Annotated in this window: 17 protein-coding genes; 7 read left to right on the forward strand and 10 right to left on the reverse strand. The window is 42.1% G+C overall.

Annotated elements, in window-relative coordinates; translation table 11 throughout:
* Nucleotides 1-40: 40 nt before the first annotated feature.
* A complete protein-coding gene (gene gmhB, locus PROVALCAL_RS06585) occupies nucleotides 41-607 on the reverse strand; it encodes a D-glycero-beta-D-manno-heptose 1,7-bisphosphate 7-phosphatase (protein ID WP_006658384.1) in 567 nt (188 codons plus the stop codon).
* Nucleotides 608-776: 169 nt separating this feature from the next.
* Between gmhB and metN the strand changes: the two genes are divergently transcribed.
* From metN to proS, 6 genes are all read left to right on the forward strand, one after another.
* Nucleotides 777-1,808 carry a methionine ABC transporter ATP-binding protein MetN gene (gene metN / locus PROVALCAL_RS06590; protein WP_006658385.1) on the forward strand — a complete coding sequence of 344 codons (1,032 nt, stop codon included), beginning with the start codon at nucleotides 777-779 and terminating at the stop codon, nucleotides 1,806-1,808.
* Entirely contained in the window at nucleotides 1,801-2,454 is a 654-nt protein-coding gene (gene metI / locus PROVALCAL_RS06595) for a methionine ABC transporter permease MetI (RefSeq protein WP_006658386.1), read from the forward strand. Before metN ends, metI begins: the two co-directional genes overlap by 8 nt.
* A gap of 91 nt (nucleotides 2,455-2,545) precedes the next feature.
* Complete coding sequence (locus PROVALCAL_RS06600) at nucleotides 2,546-3,367, forward strand: MetQ/NlpA family lipoprotein (RefSeq protein WP_006658387.1); 822 nt, start codon at nucleotides 2,546-2,548, stop codon at nucleotides 3,365-3,367.
* A 118-nt stretch (nucleotides 3,368-3,485) separates the two neighbouring features.
* The gene (rcsF, locus tag PROVALCAL_RS06605) at nucleotides 3,486-3,893 is read left to right on the forward strand and encodes an Rcs stress response system protein RcsF (protein WP_006658388.1); all 408 of its coding nucleotides are present in this window, start codon (nucleotides 3,486-3,488) and stop codon (nucleotides 3,891-3,893) included.
* Nucleotides 3,894-3,900: 7 nt separating this feature from the next.
* The gene (gene tsaA / locus PROVALCAL_RS06610; RefSeq protein ID WP_036962733.1) at nucleotides 3,901-4,620 is read left to right on the forward strand and encodes a tRNA (N6-threonylcarbamoyladenosine(37)-N6)-methyltransferase TrmO; all 720 of its coding nucleotides are present in this window, start codon (nucleotides 3,901-3,903) and stop codon (nucleotides 4,618-4,620) included.
* A 120-nt stretch (nucleotides 4,621-4,740) separates the two neighbouring features.
* Nucleotides 4,741-6,459, forward strand: coding sequence for a proline--tRNA ligase (gene proS / locus PROVALCAL_RS06615; protein WP_006658390.1), 1,719 nt, complete (start codon nucleotides 4,741-4,743; stop codon nucleotides 6,457-6,459).
* Between the two features lie 87 nt (nucleotides 6,460-6,546).
* Here proS and PROVALCAL_RS06620 read toward each other — a convergent pair whose 3' ends face one another.
* Entirely contained in the window at nucleotides 6,547-7,203 is a 657-nt protein-coding gene (locus PROVALCAL_RS06620; RefSeq protein ID WP_006658391.1) for a copper resistance protein NlpE N-terminal domain-containing protein, read from the reverse strand.
* A 312-nt stretch (nucleotides 7,204-7,515) separates the two neighbouring features.
* Between PROVALCAL_RS06620 and rof the strand changes: the two genes are divergently transcribed.
* Complete coding sequence (gene rof / locus PROVALCAL_RS06625) at nucleotides 7,516-7,779, forward strand: Rho-binding antiterminator (RefSeq protein ID WP_006658392.1); 264 nt, start codon at nucleotides 7,516-7,518, stop codon at nucleotides 7,777-7,779.
* 73 nt (nucleotides 7,780-7,852) lie between these two features.
* On the opposite strand, the gene tilS is transcribed toward rof, so the two are convergent.
* From tilS to lpxD, 8 genes are all read right to left on the reverse strand, one after another.
* Entirely contained in the window at nucleotides 7,853-9,229 is a 1,377-nt protein-coding gene (gene tilS, locus PROVALCAL_RS06630; RefSeq protein ID WP_006658393.1) for a tRNA lysidine(34) synthetase TilS, read from the reverse strand.
* Between the two features lie 123 nt (nucleotides 9,230-9,352).
* The gene (gene accA, locus PROVALCAL_RS06635) at nucleotides 9,353-10,312 is read right to left on the reverse strand and encodes an acetyl-CoA carboxylase carboxyl transferase subunit alpha (protein WP_006658394.1); all 960 of its coding nucleotides are present in this window, start codon (nucleotides 10,310-10,312) and stop codon (nucleotides 9,353-9,355) included.
* Between the two features lie 12 nt (nucleotides 10,313-10,324).
* Nucleotides 10,325-13,807, reverse strand: coding sequence for a DNA polymerase III subunit alpha (gene dnaE / locus PROVALCAL_RS06640; RefSeq protein ID WP_039861722.1), 3,483 nt, complete (start codon nucleotides 13,805-13,807; stop codon nucleotides 10,325-10,327).
* 28 nt (nucleotides 13,808-13,835) lie between these two features.
* On the reverse strand, nucleotides 13,836-14,426 hold the full coding sequence (gene rnhB / locus PROVALCAL_RS06645) for a ribonuclease HII (protein ID WP_006658396.1): 591 nt from the start codon (nucleotides 14,424-14,426) through the stop codon (nucleotides 13,836-13,838).
* Entirely contained in the window at nucleotides 14,426-15,580 is a 1,155-nt protein-coding gene (lpxB, locus tag PROVALCAL_RS06650) for a lipid-A-disaccharide synthase (RefSeq protein ID WP_006658397.1), read from the reverse strand. Before lpxB ends, rnhB begins: the two co-directional genes overlap by 1 nt.
* A 53-nt stretch (nucleotides 15,581-15,633) precedes the next feature.
* Nucleotides 15,634-16,431, reverse strand: a complete 798-nt coding sequence (lpxA, locus tag PROVALCAL_RS06655; protein ID WP_006658398.1) for an acyl-ACP--UDP-N-acetylglucosamine O-acyltransferase — start codon at nucleotides 16,429-16,431, stop codon at nucleotides 15,634-15,636.
* A 1-nt stretch (nucleotide 16,432) separates the two neighbouring features.
* Nucleotides 16,433-16,885, reverse strand: coding sequence for a 3-hydroxyacyl-ACP dehydratase FabZ (gene fabZ, locus PROVALCAL_RS06660; protein WP_006658399.1), 453 nt, complete (start codon nucleotides 16,883-16,885; stop codon nucleotides 16,433-16,435).
* A gap of 129 nt (nucleotides 16,886-17,014) precedes the next feature.
* Entirely contained in the window at nucleotides 17,015-18,052 is a 1,038-nt protein-coding gene (gene lpxD, locus PROVALCAL_RS06665) for a UDP-3-O-(3-hydroxymyristoyl)glucosamine N-acyltransferase (RefSeq protein WP_006658400.1), read from the reverse strand.
* Nucleotides 18,053-18,055: the final 3 nt, after the last annotated feature.

Genomic DNA, 18,055 nt, shown 5'->3' on the forward strand with positions numbered 1-18,055 from the left:
GAAAAATAATTTCTAAGTGTTGATTTATCACTCAAAATGGTTATTTTCTGATATTTTTTAGCGCGTTTGGCAGCTCAGCAAGACTATTAATCACAATATCAGCACTTGTAATAGCTTCATCAGTCACGGTCTCACCACTTTTCACTAGCACATTTATACCAACATGAGCCGCTTTACCCGCTTGCATATCGGCAAGTTTATCGCCAACCATAATAGAAGAAGCCATATCGATGTTTAAAAATTGCTGAGCATCTAATAGCATTCCCGGTTTTGGTTTGCGGCAATTACACTCTTGCTTATATTCTTCTACTGTTGCATCTGGATGATGTGGGCAGAAATAGATACCATCTAAATCAACACCGCGGTCAGCTAAAGACCAATCCATCCATTCAGTGAGGTTCATAAACTGGTCTTCTGTATAGATACCGCGCCCAATACCAGATTGGTTAGTCACGACAACTAATGCATATCCCATTTTCTTGAGTTCAACCATGGCTTCAATAGAGCCTTCGATAAATTCAAAATCATCGATTTGATGTACATAACCATGATCGATATTAATTGTGCCATCTCTATCTAGAAAGACTGCTGGAATACCTTTGCTCACTGCTTTACTCCTCAAACTGAAATGGTTTTTAGTATCTCACGAAAAGAAATGAAATGAGAATAGAATAAATCCATCAAACTTTATTGACTTAGACGTCTAGACGCCTTAACATCCAATACATGTTAGATACAGTATCTAAAATATAATTCGTCAGAGAATAGAAGATAGAATGATAAAGCTCTCAAATATTAATAAAGTGTTCCAGCAAGGAAACCGCAATATACAGGCACTGACTGATATCAGCCTGCATGTTCCTGCTGGTCAAATATATGGTGTTATTGGTGCATCCGGCGCAGGTAAAAGTACCTTAATTCGTTGTGTGAATATGCTGGAACGTCCAACATCAGGGCAAGTCATTGTTGATGGGCAAGATTTAACCTCTCTGCCAGAAAAAGCGCTAACGAAAGCACGCCGTGGTATTGGCATGATTTTTCAGCACTTTAACCTATTATCTTCACGCTCTGTGTTTGATAACGTGGCATTGCCATTAGAGTTAGACAATACACCGAAAGAAACGATTAAACAGCGTGTTAATGAATTACTGGAGTTGGTCGGTTTATCTGAGAAAAAAGATGCTTATCCAGCCAACCTGTCTGGTGGTCAAAAACAACGTGTTGCTATCGCGCGCGCTTTAGCTAATTCACCAAAAGTTTTATTATGTGATGAAGCAACAAGCGCATTAGACCCAGCGACCACTCGTTCTATTTTAGAATTACTGAAAGATATAAACCGCCGCTTAGGGTTAACGATTTTATTAATCACCCACGAAATGGATGTGGTAAAACGAATTTGCGACCAAGTTGCCGTGATCAGCGGTGGTCAGCTCATCGAGCAAGATAAAGTCAGTGAAGTTTTCTCTCACCCGAAAACACCTGTCGCTCAAGCATTTATTAAATCAACACTCGTTATTGATATTCCGGATGACTATAAAGAGCGCCTACAAAGTGAACCAGGTAAAGATTTATCTCCATTGCTGAAGCTGGAATTTACAGGGCAATCCGTAGATGCTCCATTAATTTCTATGGCTGTTCGTAAATTTGATATCGATATTAATATTTTAAGCTCTCAGATTGATTATGCCGGTGGCGTTAAATTTGGCGTGATGTTGGCTGAATTACACGGTTTACATGATAGCGTGGAATCCACAATTACATTTTTGAAAGAGCACCATGTGAAAGTTGAGGTTTTAGGTTATGTCTGAGGGAATGATTTCACTGCTTATTTCAGGAACGATTGATACCATTATCATGACTTTCGTTTCTGCAATTTTAGGTTTTATTTTAGGTATCCCGACAGGCGTCCTGCTGTATGTCACTCGTCGTGGTCAAGTCATGGAAAATAAAGTTTTATACAGTGTGATTTCTGCTGTAGTAAACATTTTCCGTTCTATCCCGTTTATTATTTTATTAGTGTGGATCAGCCCATTTACCAAATTTATCGTCGGTTCTGCGATCGGTATTGAAGGGGCGATAGTTCCTCTAACTGTTGGTGCAATTCCTTTTATTGCTCGTATGGTTGAAAACGCATTGTTAGAAGTACCAAATGGTTTAATTGAAGCATCTCGCGCTATGGGCGCAACTCCGTTACAGATTATTCGCAAAGTATTACTGCCAGAATCTTTAGCTGGATTAATTAACGCAGCAACCATTACGTTAATCATGTTAGTCGGTTATTCAGCAATGGGCGGTGCCGTCGGTTCTGGTGGATTAGGACAAATTGCAATGCAATATGGGTACTATACTTATAATCCATTAGTTATGAATACCGTACTTGTTCTATTAATTGTCTTAGTATTCATCATTCAGTTCACCGGTGAATATCTAATGAAAAAAGTGTCACATAAATAGTCCGTCATATAGATAGTCAGAAACAATAGCAGCGCCAAAAAACGCTACACAGTAGTTAAGGTGCTATAAATAGTGTCTAAAGGGGTAAGTTATGTCTATTAAGTTAAAATCAATTGCAGTAGTTGGCGCGCTGTTAGGAACATTAGCTCTCGCTGGCTGTGGTGAAAAACAAAAAGATCCAAATAGCATCAAAGTCGGTGTGATCATGGGCAAAGAATTTGAAGTTGCTGAAGTTGCACAAAAAGTTGCTAAAGAAAAATATGGTCTGAATGTTGAGCTCGTCTCTTTCAATGACTTCGTATTACCAAATGAAGCATTAAGCAAAGGTGATATTGATGCTAATGCATTCCAACATAAGCCTTATTTGGATCAACAAATTAAAGATCGCAATTACAAATTAGTGCCTGTTGGAAATACTTTTATTTATCCAATCGCAGGATACTCTAAACAAATTAAATCTATTGATGAACTAGCAGATGGTTCGCAGGTTGCTCTGCCGAATGACCCGACAAACTTAGGTCGCTCATTACTGTTACTGCAAAAACAAGGTTTAATTAAGTTAAAAGATGGCACAGGTTTAATGCCAACAGTATTGGATGTTGTTGAAAATCCAAAAGGCTTAAAATTTGTTGAATTAGAAGCACCTCAGTTACCGCGTGCTCTGGATGACCAAAAAATTGCATTGGCTATCATCAATACAACGTGGGCAAGCAGCGCAACACCAAAACTGACTCCAGCAAAAGATGGTCTGTTTGTTGAAGATAAAGATTCACCATACGTGAACATTATTGTGACCCGTGAAGATAATAAAGATAGCGAGAATGTGAAGAAGTTTATTCAAGCATATCAATCTAATGAAGTCGCAGAAAAAGCTAATGAAGTATTCGATGGTGGTGCAGTTAAAGGCTGGTAAGCTTTTCTCTTAAATAGAATGTGTATAAAATGCTAGGTGACGTTATGTCACCTAGCATTTTTTATTAAACCGATTACATAATTAATGCGTTCGCGCAGATAATAAAAAGGTAATATTTATGAGATTGTTTTTGCTCGCCCTCGCTACATTTGCTTTAGCTGGGTGCGGAATTAATCAATACACCAGTCCAAGCATGAATAAAGGGTTTTCGAGTATGAAACTGTCGAAACCTTTACCTGTAGAAACTGAAGAAGATGTCAGTGCAGAAAACATTAAATTAATGAACAGCCCTGAAGAATTATTAGGAATGCCATTTCGTGATTTAGGTATTGTTTCTGGAGAGTCATGCAGAAAAAATGCAAAGAGTCCTCCTATTAATCTAGACTCTGCAAAAAACAGCATGTTGACGCAAGCCGCTTATATCGCTGCGGATGCCGTGTTATTACATCAGTGCCAAACCAAATCAGCGCCGGGTTGTTACCAAGCAACGGTATGTGAAGGTAGTGCACTTAAAATTGTTGAATAATCAACTTATGCAATCTTTTCAATTTAATGTTATTGGGCATATCGAATCTCCTTATAAAGAAAAGTTTGCCATTCCTCGCCAGCCTGGGCTGGTCCAAAACGGCTTTGGGCGCTTACATCTACACTCGCCTTACAATGACCCAAATGCCGTTAGAGGATTAACTCAATTTAGTCATATTTGGGTTTTATTTGTTTTTCACCAAACAATGGATGGGGGTTGGAAACCTTTAGTGCGCCCTCCTCGCTTAGGTGGTAACGATAAGATGGGTGTATTTGCAACACGCTCTACATTTCGACCTAACCCAATTGGGATGTCATTAGTTGAGTTAAAAGATGTGACTATCGATAACCACCAAGTCATCCTTGAACTTGGTAGCCTTGATTTAGTTGATGGAACCCCCGTGGTGGATATCAAACCTTACCTTCCTTTTGCTGAAGCAGTCACAACAGCGAAAGCCGGTTATGCTCAAGAAGCTCCATCAGAAGATATGCAAGTTATATTTAGCCCTCTCGTTCAACTTGAGTTAGCTAAATATCAATCACGTTATCCTGGGTTAGCGGCTTTTATTGAGCAAGTATTAAAGCAAGACCCTCGTCCTGCCTATAAAAAACAGTCCAATGAAGCTCGTGATTACGCGGTTCATTTATTAGATTTCAATGTACGCTGGCGAGTGATTGACAATATCACTGACGTGTTTGCCATCGAACATAACGAAAAATCGCGTTAACCTCTTTTGACAAAGCATCGTCACTGGTAGACTAGCTCTTTATTCCGCTGCTTAGCAGCTTTAAATTATTGGGTAGGCTCAACGCCTACCATAATTTGTTGTTCTAATGGAACCTATACAATGCGTACTAGCAAATATCTGCTCTCAACTCTAAAAGAGACCCCTGCGGATGCAGAAGTTATCAGCCATAAACTGATGCTGCGTGCAGGGATGATCCGTAAACTTGCTTCTGGTCTGTATGACTGGTTACCCACTGGCGTGCGTGTTCTGCGTAAAGTTGAAAACATCGTTCGTGAGGAAATGGAAAATGCAGGCGCAATCGAGGTATCTTTACCCGTCGTTCAACCTGCTGACTTATGGCAAGAAAGTGGACGTTGGGAACAATATGGTCCTGAGTTACTGCGCTTTGTCGATCGCGGAGAGCGTCCGTTTGTTTTAGGTCCAACTCACGAAGAAGTTATCACGGATTTAGTGCGTAACGAAATCACTTCATACAAGCAATTGCCATTGAATTTATTCCAAATTCAAACCAAGTTCCGTGATGAAGTTCGTCCTCGTTTCGGTGTTATGCGTTCTCGTGAATTTATCATGAAAGATGCATACTCATTCCACACGAGCCAAGAATCATTGCAAGAAACTTACGATGCAATGTATGAAGCTTATAGCAAGATTTTCACCCGAATTGGCTTTGATTTCCGTGCAGTACACGCAGACACGGGTTCTATCGGTGGTAATGCTTCTCACGAATTCCAAGTCTTGGCACAAAGCGGTGAAGACGACGTAGTGTTCTCCACCGAATCTGATTTTGCGGCGAACATCGAATTTGCTGAAGCTGTTGCACCAAATGTGCAGCGTGCAGCACCTAGCCAAGAAATGCATTTAGTCGATACCCCAAATGCAAAAACGATCGCTGAATTAGTTGAACAGTTTAATCTGCCAATCGAAAAAACAGTTAAGACTCTGATTGTTCATGCAGAAAAAGATTCTGGTCATACTTTAGTTGCCCTATTAATTCGTGGTGACCATGAACTGAATGAAATAAAAGCAGAGAAACACCCGTTAGTGGCAAGCCCATTGCAATTTGCGTCTGAAGAAGAAATCCGTAAAGTCGTAAATGCAGGTCCAGGCTCTTTAGGCCCTGTCAATATGCCAATGCCAATCGTCATTGATCGCAGTGTTGCGGTGATGAGTGATTTTGGTGCGGGTGCAAATATTGATGGCAAACATTATTTTGGCATCAACTGGGAACGTGACCTGAAATTACCTGAAGTTTATGACTTACGTAATGTGGTTGAGGGTGATCCAAGCCCAGATGGTAAAGGTACCCTGCTGATTAAACGCGGGATTGAAGTTGGTCATATCTTCCAGTTAGGCACCAAATATTCTGAAGCGATGAAAGCATCAGTGCAAAACGAAGAAGGTCATAATCAAATAGTAACAATGGGTTGCTATGGTATTGGTGTAACGCGTATCGTCGCAGCTGCGATTGAGCAGAGTCATGATGACCGTGGGATTATTTGGCCTGATGCTATTGCACCATTCCATGTCGCCATTTTACCCATGAACATGCATAAGTCATATCGCGTAAAAGAAGTTGCAGAAAAACTGTATGCAGACCTGAAAGCACAAGGCATCGATGTCATTTTCGATGACCGTAAAGAGCGTCCAGGCGTCATGTTTGCAGATATGGAACTGATTGGTGTTCCATACACTATCGTTATTGGTGACCGCAACTTAGACACTAACCAAGTTGAATATAAATCACGCCGTAGTGATGATAAACAACTGGTTGGCTTAGATAACGTGGTTAGCTTCCTGAAAGAAAAATTAGCTAAATAATCGTTAATTGAGCCTTAAATAATAAAAGCTCAGAGTTCAGTTCACTGTCTCTGAGCTTTTTTATGATGAGATCAGAATAAATTCAGATTATTTGCAAGATTTCGTTTTATCAAACTGAATATTCCCTGTAGGAATAAATGCAGAATCAAATTGACCATCTTCCATTGATGGGCGAACAGAATAATAGCCATCCGCCTCTAAATAAACTGGCGTACCGCCATCCACATCAGTATCACTATATGCTTTTTCTAGCTCAATACCTGATGTCGCATATTTACGTCCAGATTCACATTCAGTAAATACCGCAGCATCCGCCATATAACGATATTCACCGCGTTTTTTACTCGGCGTAACTTGTTTCAATGTATGGTTCATTGAGCTTTCAATCGCCTTTCCTTCTATATCTAACAGGGTGATCGATTGATTATCTGGAGATTGAGCAAAGTAGGTACGCTCTGCTTTTGAGTTAGTCAGCGTTAATACACTGTCAGCACTGGACCAATTTCCAGTTTCATGGAACATTTGGTTGCCTTCACGCGTCTCTAAATAGAGTAATTGCTCAACATAACTGCCATCTGGATTAACCAATAATGTCGCTTCAATACCAGAACAATCCGCACAAGGAAGCACACCACTATAAACATGGTCTACAGGTGCAAAATTCGCTTCATTCACACTACTTTGACAACCGGATAGTGCCACGGCGCCCGCCGAAATAAGAGCCAATAAAAGTGCTTTCTTCATTATAATTCCCTTCAGATCATTCAATTATCACAGTTTCGCTTATTAAGACATCATAGCATCTCAAAGAATAAAAAAATAAGGTATGCAAAAATTTACAATAGGATAAATAACCAGCTAAAGACATCAGTTTAATGAATAAGAATTTTCCTTTTCCCACGTCACTGATTATAGTTATTAAATTACTATGCTATTATCGAACGAAGCACATCTGACTTAGTTCTTTTTGATGAGTCGATAAACGCTTAGTGTTTTTAGATAAGACAAACATGTTCAAGGCGGCAATAACCGCCACTAACACAGTGGTGAGGGAATATGTCTACAGATAATGAATATCAACCAATCAATTGTGATGATTACGAATATCTAGAAATCGCATGCCAGCGTCAATTAAAGCTGCAAATTAAGCTTAATGACGGCGAGAATATTGAAGGGCAAGCCAGTGATTTGCTCCTACGAAAAAAAATTGAGTACCTCGTCCTAATTACGCAGGAAGGTACCAAGGAGCTACGACTGGATATTATCTCATCCTTCAGTCATCCTGAAATCGGCACTATCGTTGTCGACCACTCTCACTAATCCTCGTTTTCTGAGTTTCTTCTATACCCCTTATGATAATCACAGTCATAAGGGGTTTCTAATTTTAGAACCGCTACTGAAATAACTCACTTGAAAACTCACCGTTATTTATCCAGTGCTCAGAATTTTGCCAATCAATAGCAATACCCACATTGTTCTCACCCACAAATCCATCAGGTGTAATAAAACACCCTACCGCGCAAATTAACGTATCGTTATAGTAAATAAGTGGCGTTCGTTCTCGCATCCATGGTGCAACACCAAGTTCTTGCCAAATCTTTTTACTGCTACGTGAATGATTTCGACCGACAATACTTAGTGAACCTTGTAAACCAAAACGGATAGTGACAACTTCGTTTTCTTGTGGGGGACGGATCTGCCCTTCTCCCTCCATCACAACCAGCATCCCCAGTGATTCAGGTAATAAATAATCCTCAGGATAATTCCACTGATATTGTTTCCCCATCAGGCTATTAATGCGCTTAACCACCCACAGAGCCCCTTGATAACGGCGAATTTCCACGTTACCCAAACGACAGATAGGTTCTGCATCCTGCCGAGCAAGTGCCACTTCCTGCCATATACGTTCCAATTGATTAAAGGGTGGCATGGCTAGCTGATGAAGACCAATCCACCTGCGGATTAAAGCGTTACGCTTGGCAACTGAACAGTGAACAAGCCCGTCAATATATAACCCGCCACGATAATCGATAATCTCATCAAGTGAATCTTGCAGTAATTCATCCAATAGCGCTTCTTGTTCTGCACACAATGAGGCACTGCGAGAAACTGCATTGGCAAAATGTGACCAGCGTTCCGATAACCTTGGCATGATATGTAAACGGAGAAAGTTACGATCATAACGGTCATCCTGGTTACTATCATCTTCAACCCAAGGCAATTGCTGCTCAGCACGGTAATGTTCCAACGCATGACGAGAAATCGTGAGTAGAGGGCGTAGCAGGACCGTATTGCCACATTTAGCTTGAAAAGCAAGTGATTCCGGCATGGCAGAAAGCCCTGTAGGACCACTTCCTCGTTTAAGCGCCAACATAACTGTTTCAGCTTGGTCATCAAGATGCTGAGCCGTCACGATAATCTCATCTTCGAGTAGCTCTTCGCGATAAGCTTGATAACGTTCGGCTCTAGCAGCTGCTTCAATCCCTTTATTGCTTCCCTCCACCGTCACATGTCGACAAATAAATGGAATATCCCATTTCTGACACAATGAAGCGCAGTGAGCTTCCCACTTATCCGCTTGTATATTTAAACCATGATGAACATGAATGGCGCGGATTTCTAATGACGGTAATTCACTGATTTTTATCTGATAAAGAGCATGAAGCAATACCGTGGAGTCGATACCACCACTGAATCCAACCAGAATTTTTCGGTAGCTTCCGATTTTTTCTCGAACTGTTGCGAGAATATGCTGTGAGGATTTCGCCATTATCTTCCCTTTATTCCACTCACTTCTTAATTCAATTTTATATTAAAGATAATAAAAAACGGGAGCTGGCTAAACCGACTCCCGTTTCAAAATAGAATGGATTGCACTTAATAGGTTAGCTAATTAGCAGTAACCATATCCCATCAGACGTTGATAACGACGATTTTTCAGTGCTTCTACATCCAACGTATCTAACTCATTCAAGTCTTGCGTGAGTTGTGCTTTCAGAGATTCAGCAATTTCATCGTAGTTACGATGAGCACCACCCAGAGGTTCTGGGATCACACTGTCGATTAACTTCAGTTCTTTTAAACGAGGCGCTGTAATTCCCATCGCATCAGCTGCTAATGGTGCTTTATCTGCACTTTTCCACAAAATAGATGCACAGCCTTCTGGTGAGATAACAGAATAAGTACTGTATTGCAGCATATTCACTTTATCACCAACACCAATCGCTAATGCCCCACCAGAGCCACCTTCGCCAATTACAGTACAGATCACAGGAACGGATAAGCGAGACATCTCACGTAAGTTACGTGCAATTGCTTCTGATTGACCACGTTCTTCAGCACCAACGCCTGGGTATGCACCTGGGGTATCGATGAAGGTAATAATTGGCAGATTAAAACGCTCAGCCATTTCCATTAAACGCAGTGCTTTACGATAACCTTCTGGCGCTGGCATACCAAAGTTACGACGAATTTTCTCTTTGGTTTCACGACCTTTTTGATGACCAATAACCATCACAGGGCGCCCATCTAAACGAGCCAGACCACCAATAATCGCTTTATCATCGGCATAAGCACGATCACCCGCTAATTCTTGGTAGTCCGTAAAAATACGGGAAATATAATCCAAAGAATAAGGACGACGTGGGTGACGAGCGAGTTTAGCAATTTGCCAAGCTCCCAGATCAGAGAAAATCTTACGTGTCAGTTCAACACTTTTTTCACGTAAGCGGGCAACCTCTTCATCTAGGTTGACTTCTAAATTGTTATCTTGACGGCTAACTGCGGTTAGGGAATCGATTTTCGCCTCTAATTCAGCAATCGGCTGTTCAAAATCAAGAAAGTCCAGACTCATAATATTCCTATTTTAGTCAAATTCTAATTCTACCTGCTCACTACCCAGCAGAGTTCGAAGGTCGTTCAGAAGGGGATCCACGGGTGTCACACGCCAAACAACGCCAAACTTGAGCTTAGCTCTGGCATCATCCTTCTGATAATACAAATGAACCGGTATCGTGCCTGAGCGGTGAGGTTCAAGAGCATTGCGAAGCCGATTCAGTAATTGATCGTTAATTTGTTTATCGGACAACGATATTGCAAGGCCGCGCGCATATTTCTCCCTTGCTTCTCCGATATCCATCAATTCGCGCACTGTCATTTTATTACCACCATTGAAATCATCAAAGCTGACCTGACCGGTGGCAATCAAAATATTGTCTTTTTCCAACATATGTTGGTATTTATCCAGCGCATCTGAAAATAACATAATATCCAGACGACCGGAACGATCATCAAGCGTACAAATCCCAATTCTGTTCCCACGCTTCGTGGTGATCACTTTTGCAGAGAGCACTAAACCTACCACAGTTGTCACTTGACCACGAGGGGTTGGGTTCACATCTTTTAATCTCAAACCATTCGTATAACGCTCTATCTCACTTAAGTATCGCGTTATTGGGTGACCTGTCAAATACAGCCCCAATGTTTCACGCTCACCATCAAGCACGACTTGTTCAGGCCATTTCGGTACACTTGCGTAAGAGCTTTCAACTTGTTCAGGGGCTTCAGCAAGAACACCGAACATATCGCCTTGCCCGATAGCTTCAGCTTTTGCATGCTGATCAGCAGCTTTTAATGCATCCTCAAGGGAAGACATTAACGCAGCACGATGAGGACCTAAATGATCGAAAGCCCCTGCCATGATCAGTTTTTCCATCACACGGCGGTTGATCTTTTTAATATCCACTCGGGCACAAAGATCAAAAATTTCTTTGAAGATCCCGCCTTGTTGGCGAGCCTCAATGATCGCCTCAATTGGACCTTCTCCGACGCCTTTAATCGCACCAATTCCGTAAACTATCTCACCTTCATCATTCACATGGAAGTGATATAGCCCGCTATTGATATCTGGCGGCAATACTTTTAAGCCCATACGCCAGCATTCGTCAACCAGTCCCACCACTTTTTCGGTATTATCCATATCCGCGGTCATTACCGCTGCCATAAATTCAGCCGGATAATGGGCTTTTAACCATAAGGTTTGGTATGAAACGAGAGCATAAGCAGCCGAGTGCGATTTGTTAAATCCATAACCGGCGAATTTCTCCACCAAGTCAAAGATTTTCATCGACAATTCGCCATCTACCCCATTTTTGATAGAACCTTCCTCAAAAACGGAGCGCTGTTTTGCCATCTCTTCAGGTTTCTTTTTACCCATCGCACGACGCAGCATATCTGCGCCACCAAGGGTGTAACCCGCTAACACCTGAGCAATCTGCATAACCTGTTCTTGGTATAGGATAATACCATAAGTTGGCTCTAGAACAGGTTTTAATGATTCGTGCTGCCAATTCACATCAGGGTATGATATCTCTTCACGTCCATGTTTACGGTCGATAAAGTTATCTACCATTCCTGATTGCAATGGTCCTGGGCGGAATAACGCCACCAATGCGATCATATCTTCAAAGCAGTCTGGTTGCAGGCGCTTAATCAGATCCTTCATTCCGCGGGATTCCAACTGGAATACCGCCGTAGTTTCTGAGCGCTGTAGCATATCGAAGCTTTTTTTGTCATCCAATGGAATTGCAGCGATATCAATTGGATCTAAGTTTTTCTTCGCTCGACGGGCATTGATCATTTCCAATGCCCAGTTAATGATGGTCAGCGTTCGGAGACCTAAGAAGTCAAACTTCACCAGCCCTGCATATTCAACATCGTTCTTGTCAAATTGCGTAACTGGGTTATTTCCTTCTGCATCACAATAGAGTGGTGCAAAATCAGTAATCTTAGTTGGGGCAATCACCACCCCACCCGCATGTTTACCGGCGTTTCGAGTTACCCCTTCAAGCTTACGCGCCATATCAATCAGCGCTTTGACCTCTTCATCTGCCTCATAAATCTCTGGCAGTTGTGGCTCAACTTCAAACGCTTTCTCGAGAGTCATTCCTGGGTCAGGAGGAACTAATTTAGAAATGCGATCCACGAAACCATATGGATGACCAAGCACACGCCCTACGTCACGAATAACGGCTTTTGCAGCCATCGTACCGAAAGTAATAATCTGAGATACGGCATCTCGTCCATACATTTGTGCTACGTGATCAATAACTTGATCCCGTTTTTCCATGCAGAAGTCAACGTCGAAGTCAGGCATAGAAACCCGCTCAGGGTTTAGGAAACGCTCAAACAGTAAATCTAGCTCAAGAGGATCTAAATCTGTAATTTTTAAGGCATAAGCGACTAAAGAACCAGCACCTGAACCTCGACCTGGTCCAACAGGAACACCATTATCTTTCGACCATTGGATAAACTCCATCACGATCAAGAAATAACCAGGGAATCCCATCTGGTTGATAACATTAAGCTCTATTTCTAAACGCTCATCGTATTCAGGGCGCTTTTCAGCCCGCACTTTTTCGTCTGGGAATAAAAATTTGAGTCGCTCTTCTAAGCCTTCTTTCGCACGCATAACCAAAAAGTCTTCTGTTTCCATATCCCCAGTCGGGAATTTAGGCAGGAAATATTCACCAAGACGAATGGTTACGTTACAGCGCTTAGCAATCTCTACACTGTTTTCTAATGCTTCAGGGATGTCGGAAAACAGCTCACACATCTCTTCTTCAGTACGTAAGTATTGCTGAGGACTATAATTTTTAGGGCGTTTCGGATCGGCTAATGTATAACCATCATGGATAGCGACACGAATTTCATGGGCATCAAAATCACTGCTTTCAATAAAACAGACATCGTTAGTCGCAACAACAGGCAGGCCGCGCTGGGTTGCCAGCTCAACCGCCGCATGAAGGTAGCTTTCTTCATCAGGTCGACCTGTACGTATAAGCTCCAGATAATAAGCATCAGGGAAATATGTTTGATAAAATTCAAGGCTTTCATCCACTAACGCTTGGTTACCGCGCAGTAAAAATTGCCCCACATCCCCTTTTCGCCCGCCTGATAATAGGATTAAACCTTCTTTATGTTTGACAAGCCAATCGCGATGAATCGTTGGACCAATGGCGCCATAGCCTTTTTGGTATGCTTCGGAGATGAGTAAAGTGAGGTTTTGATAGCCTTCGTTATTGCGAGCCAGAACGGTTAAGTGAGCAACCTCATCACCCAGTTGCTCACTTTCCATATAAAAATCAGCCCCAATGATTGGCTTGATACCCGCACCATGAGCCGCACCATAAAACTTCACTAACCCACAAAGGTTAGTAAAATCCGTGATGGCAAATGCAGGCATGCCCATGGCGGCAACTTTTTTGACTAATGGACCGGTTTTTGCCAGCCCATCAATCATGGAATAGTCACTATGAACACGTAGATGAATAAAACGAGGAGAAGCCATTAACCTTATACCTATTTTTCTATGCCGACTATTTAATGTCTAACGCACGTCTTACAGGCGCGAAGCTTTTACGATGAAACTCGGTAGCGCCAAATTCAGCTAATTTTTCTAAATGATACGCTGTAGGATAGCCTTTATGTTTCGCAAAACCATACTCAGGAAAAGCTTTATCGAGCTCAACCATTTCTCTATCTCTGACGACTTTCGCTAGAATAGATGCCGCGCTTATCTCTTGGACTAAGCTATCGCCTTTGACTACTGCCTGTGATGGCATATCTAGCTTAGGGCAGCGATTACCATCCACCAAAACAAATTCCGGTTTAATCAATAATCCTTCCACGGCTCTTTGCATCGCCAACATAGTGGCATGCAATATATTCAACTGATCGATTTCTTCTGGTTCAGCACGTCCAATGCACCAGCACAGCGCTTTTTCTTTGATTTCATCGAACAGTTTTTCTCGTTTCTTTTCACTGAGCTTTTTTGAATCAGCCAATCCTTCTATAGGATTATTGGGATCTAAAATCACTGCGGCTGTCACTACAGCGCCCACCAAAGGTCCACGACCGACTTCATCAACACCAGCAATTAAGTTGGCTTTCGGGTATATAAATTCCATTATTTTCTAACCAAATCCAGTACAGCCTCTGCGGCTTGTTGGTCCGCATCACAACGAATGAGTTGATGCAATTGTAAGAAAGTTTGCTTCAGCGCTTCCACTTTTTCACCACCTTCCAATAATGGCAGTAATTGCGCAGCAAGCTGCTGTGGCTGACACTCTTCTTGGAGTAATTCTTTGACAATTTCTTTCCCTGCCAATAAGTTTGGCAAAGAAACATAAGGGGTTTTAACTAAGCGCTTTGCAAGCCAGAATGTGAAGGGTTTCATTCGATACCCCACAACCATTGGACATTTTGTTAGCATACATTCCAACGCTGCCGTGCCTGATGCTAAAAGTGTCGCATCAGCCGCAGTCATCGCATCGCGAGCTTGTCCATCAAGAATATGGACATTCAATTCAGGAGCAACCTGCTGCTTTATTTCATCAAATTGCTGACGTCTCTTCTGATTTACCAAAGGCACTACAATATGTAAATCATCGAAATGACTATTTAATAGTGTAGCGGTTTTTAAAAAATCAGCACTGAGCATCTCCACTTCAGAATGTCGACTACCCGGTAATAAGGCTAAGCATTTTGCAGTTGCTGGGATATTTAAACGCTCGCGTGCCGCGTATTTATCTGGGTTGAGGGGAATCGAATCCGCCATTGTGTGCCCAATAAAACGGCAAGGAACATCAAAGCGGTCATAAAATGCCTTCTCAAATGGGAGAAATGCTAAGACTAAATTTGTTGAGCGACCAATTTTAAATACACGCTTTTGACGCCAAGCCCAAACAGAGGGACTAACATAATGGATAGTTTTAATGCCTTTTGATTTTAAACGACCTTCAAGAGTGATATTAAAATCAGGTGCATCAATACCAACAAACACATCAGGCTGTAACTCAGTAAAACGCTGAGTTAAATCTTTGCGTATAGATAATAAGCGAGGTAATCGACCAAGGACTTCAACAATTCCCATGACGGCAAGCTCTTCCATTTCATACCATGCTTCACAACCTTCAGCTTGCATGAGTGGTCCAGCGACACCGACAAAACGGGCATTGGGAACGTGTTGTTTTAAGGCGCGGATGAGTCCTGCGCCTAAGATATCGCCAGATGTCTCTCCGGCAACAAGGCCAATAGTAAGTGGGCGGTTGCTATTTACCAAAATTCGCTCCTTATTAAAGGCCTTTTCGTATCTTCATCTACAACAGCAAAAAATTAACGAATAATTCCACGCTTAGATTGTGCTGAGTCTTCTAAAAAGTCGCTAAACACTTTAACGTGTTCATCCGTTTTAGCCATTTCAGCAATTTCTTCGCGCGCTTCTTCTAAAGATTTTCCTGAGCGATATAACGTTTTATACGCGTTACGGATCGCATGTAGAGACTCTTTTTCAAAACCACGACGTTTCAAACCTTCAAGGTTTAAACCGAATGGAGTTGCATGGTTACCTTGTGCAATGACGTACGGAGGCACATCTTGTGCAACACCAGAGCACCCACCCACCATAACGTGGGCACCAATTTGGCAAAATTGATGCACCGCAGTCATGCCACCAATAATGGCGAAATCACCTAAAGTGACGTGACCACCTAACGTTCCGTTATTCGCAATAATACAGCGGTTACCAATGATGCAGTCATGTGCAATATGGACATTAACCATCAGTAAATTATCATTACCAATTCTAGTTAAGTCACCGCCTTGTGTGGTTCCACGATGGATTGTCACACTCTCACGGATGCGGTTACGATCGCCAATCTCAACACGAGTTGGCTCACCTTGGTATTTCAGGTCTTGGTTAATTTCACCAATTGAAGCAAATTGAAAAATAACGTTGTCACGACCGATTTTTGTGTGTCCGTTCACAACAATGTGAGATTTCAGCTCAGTACCTTCACCAATTTCAACATCAGCGCCAATATAGCAAAAAGGTCCAATGCGTACATTGGCACCAATAACAGCTCCATCTTCTACAATAGATGAGGGATGAACATAGGCAGTTTTGTCAATCATATCAGACCTCACGACGACGGGCGCACATCATTTCTGCTTCGCAGGCCACTTCTCCATCAACTTTTGCAACACCTTTAAAACGAGCAACACCGCGACGTTCTTTGATAAATTCGACTTCCAGGATCATTTGGTCTCCTGGCAGAACGGGACGTTTAAAGCGCGCGTTATCTATAGCTGCAAAATAATACAATTCGCCGGGCTCAAGTTTACCTACGCTTTTAAACGCAAGAATGCCTGTAGCCTGAGCCATCGCTTCTAAGATTAAAACACCCGGAAAAATTGGTTTGCTAGGGAAATGTCCCTGAAAGAATGGCTCGTTAAAAGAGACGTTCTTTACCGCGCGCAAAGATTTACCTTCTTCAAAATCCAATACACGGTCAACCAAAAGGAATGGGTAACGGTGCGGAAGTAGTTCTAAGATTTCTTCTATATTCAGAGTATGATTATCACTCATCGAAATACTCTTCCTGTCAATTAATACTATTTAATTAATGAATCGGCCCGCTTTAACTCAATGGTGAGTTAACAGGCAGGCCGGAAAAACGTAACTCAAGAAACTATTTTAGCTTGAATTACCAAATAATTACTGATTTTTTTGATTTTGGCTATCTAATTCACGTTCAATTGTTTTTAGACGCTTATTCATCTCATTGATGTTTAAGACTAAAGCCGCAGTTTTACGCCATGTTTTATTCGGCTGTAAAGGGATACCAGAAGAGTAAACTCCAGGCTCAGTAATTGGTCGCATGACCATTCCCATACCTGTTACGGTAACCTTATCACAGATTTCCATGTGCCCATTGATAACACTGGCTCCGCCAATCATACAATAACGACCGATTTTTAAACTACCGGCCATGATGACACCCCCCGCAACTGCGGTATTATCACCTATTGTTACATTGTGCGCAATTTGGCATTGGTTATCGATAATAACGCCATTGCCAATGACTGTGTTATCTAATGCGCCACGGTCAATTGTTGTACACGCGCCGATCTCAACACGAGACCCGATGATCACGGTACCCAACTGAGGGATCTTGATCCAATTACCACGATCATTGGCATAACCAAAGCCATCCGAGCCGATCACTGTGCCAGATTGGATTAAACAGCTTTCACCAATTTCAACATGATGATACACACTGACGTTCGCCCATAAACGGGTACCTGCGCCAATACGGGTGTTTTTACCAATAAAGCAACCAGCGCCGATCACAACGTTATCACCTAGCACTACGCCACTTTCGATAACAGCATTCGCGCCAATAGCGACATTTTGACCAAGCTGAGCATCATCAGCAATAACGGCTGAAACATGGATATTCTCCGCAGGAGCTGGAGTGGTATCCATAATTTGTGCCATATACGCATAAGCAAGGTAAGGATTATCTACAACCAGTGCAGCAACCTTACAAGCACTCAGATCTTTTTCCGTTAAAACCACAGCAGCAGCTTGGCAGTCTGCCAATTTGTCGCTGTAACGGCTATCAGATAAAAAAGTAATCTGTTGATTGTTCGCTGAATACATCGGTGCGATACCGGTGATGACGATATCGCCATCACCGTGTAACTGTGCATTCAACTGCTGAGCGAGGTCAGCTAATCGAATTGAAGACATCTA

Origin of the sequence: Providencia alcalifaciens DSM 30120 (assembly GCF_000173415.1) — a bacterium.
Classification (GTDB): Bacteria; Pseudomonadota; Gammaproteobacteria; order Enterobacterales; family Enterobacteriaceae; genus Providencia; species Providencia alcalifaciens.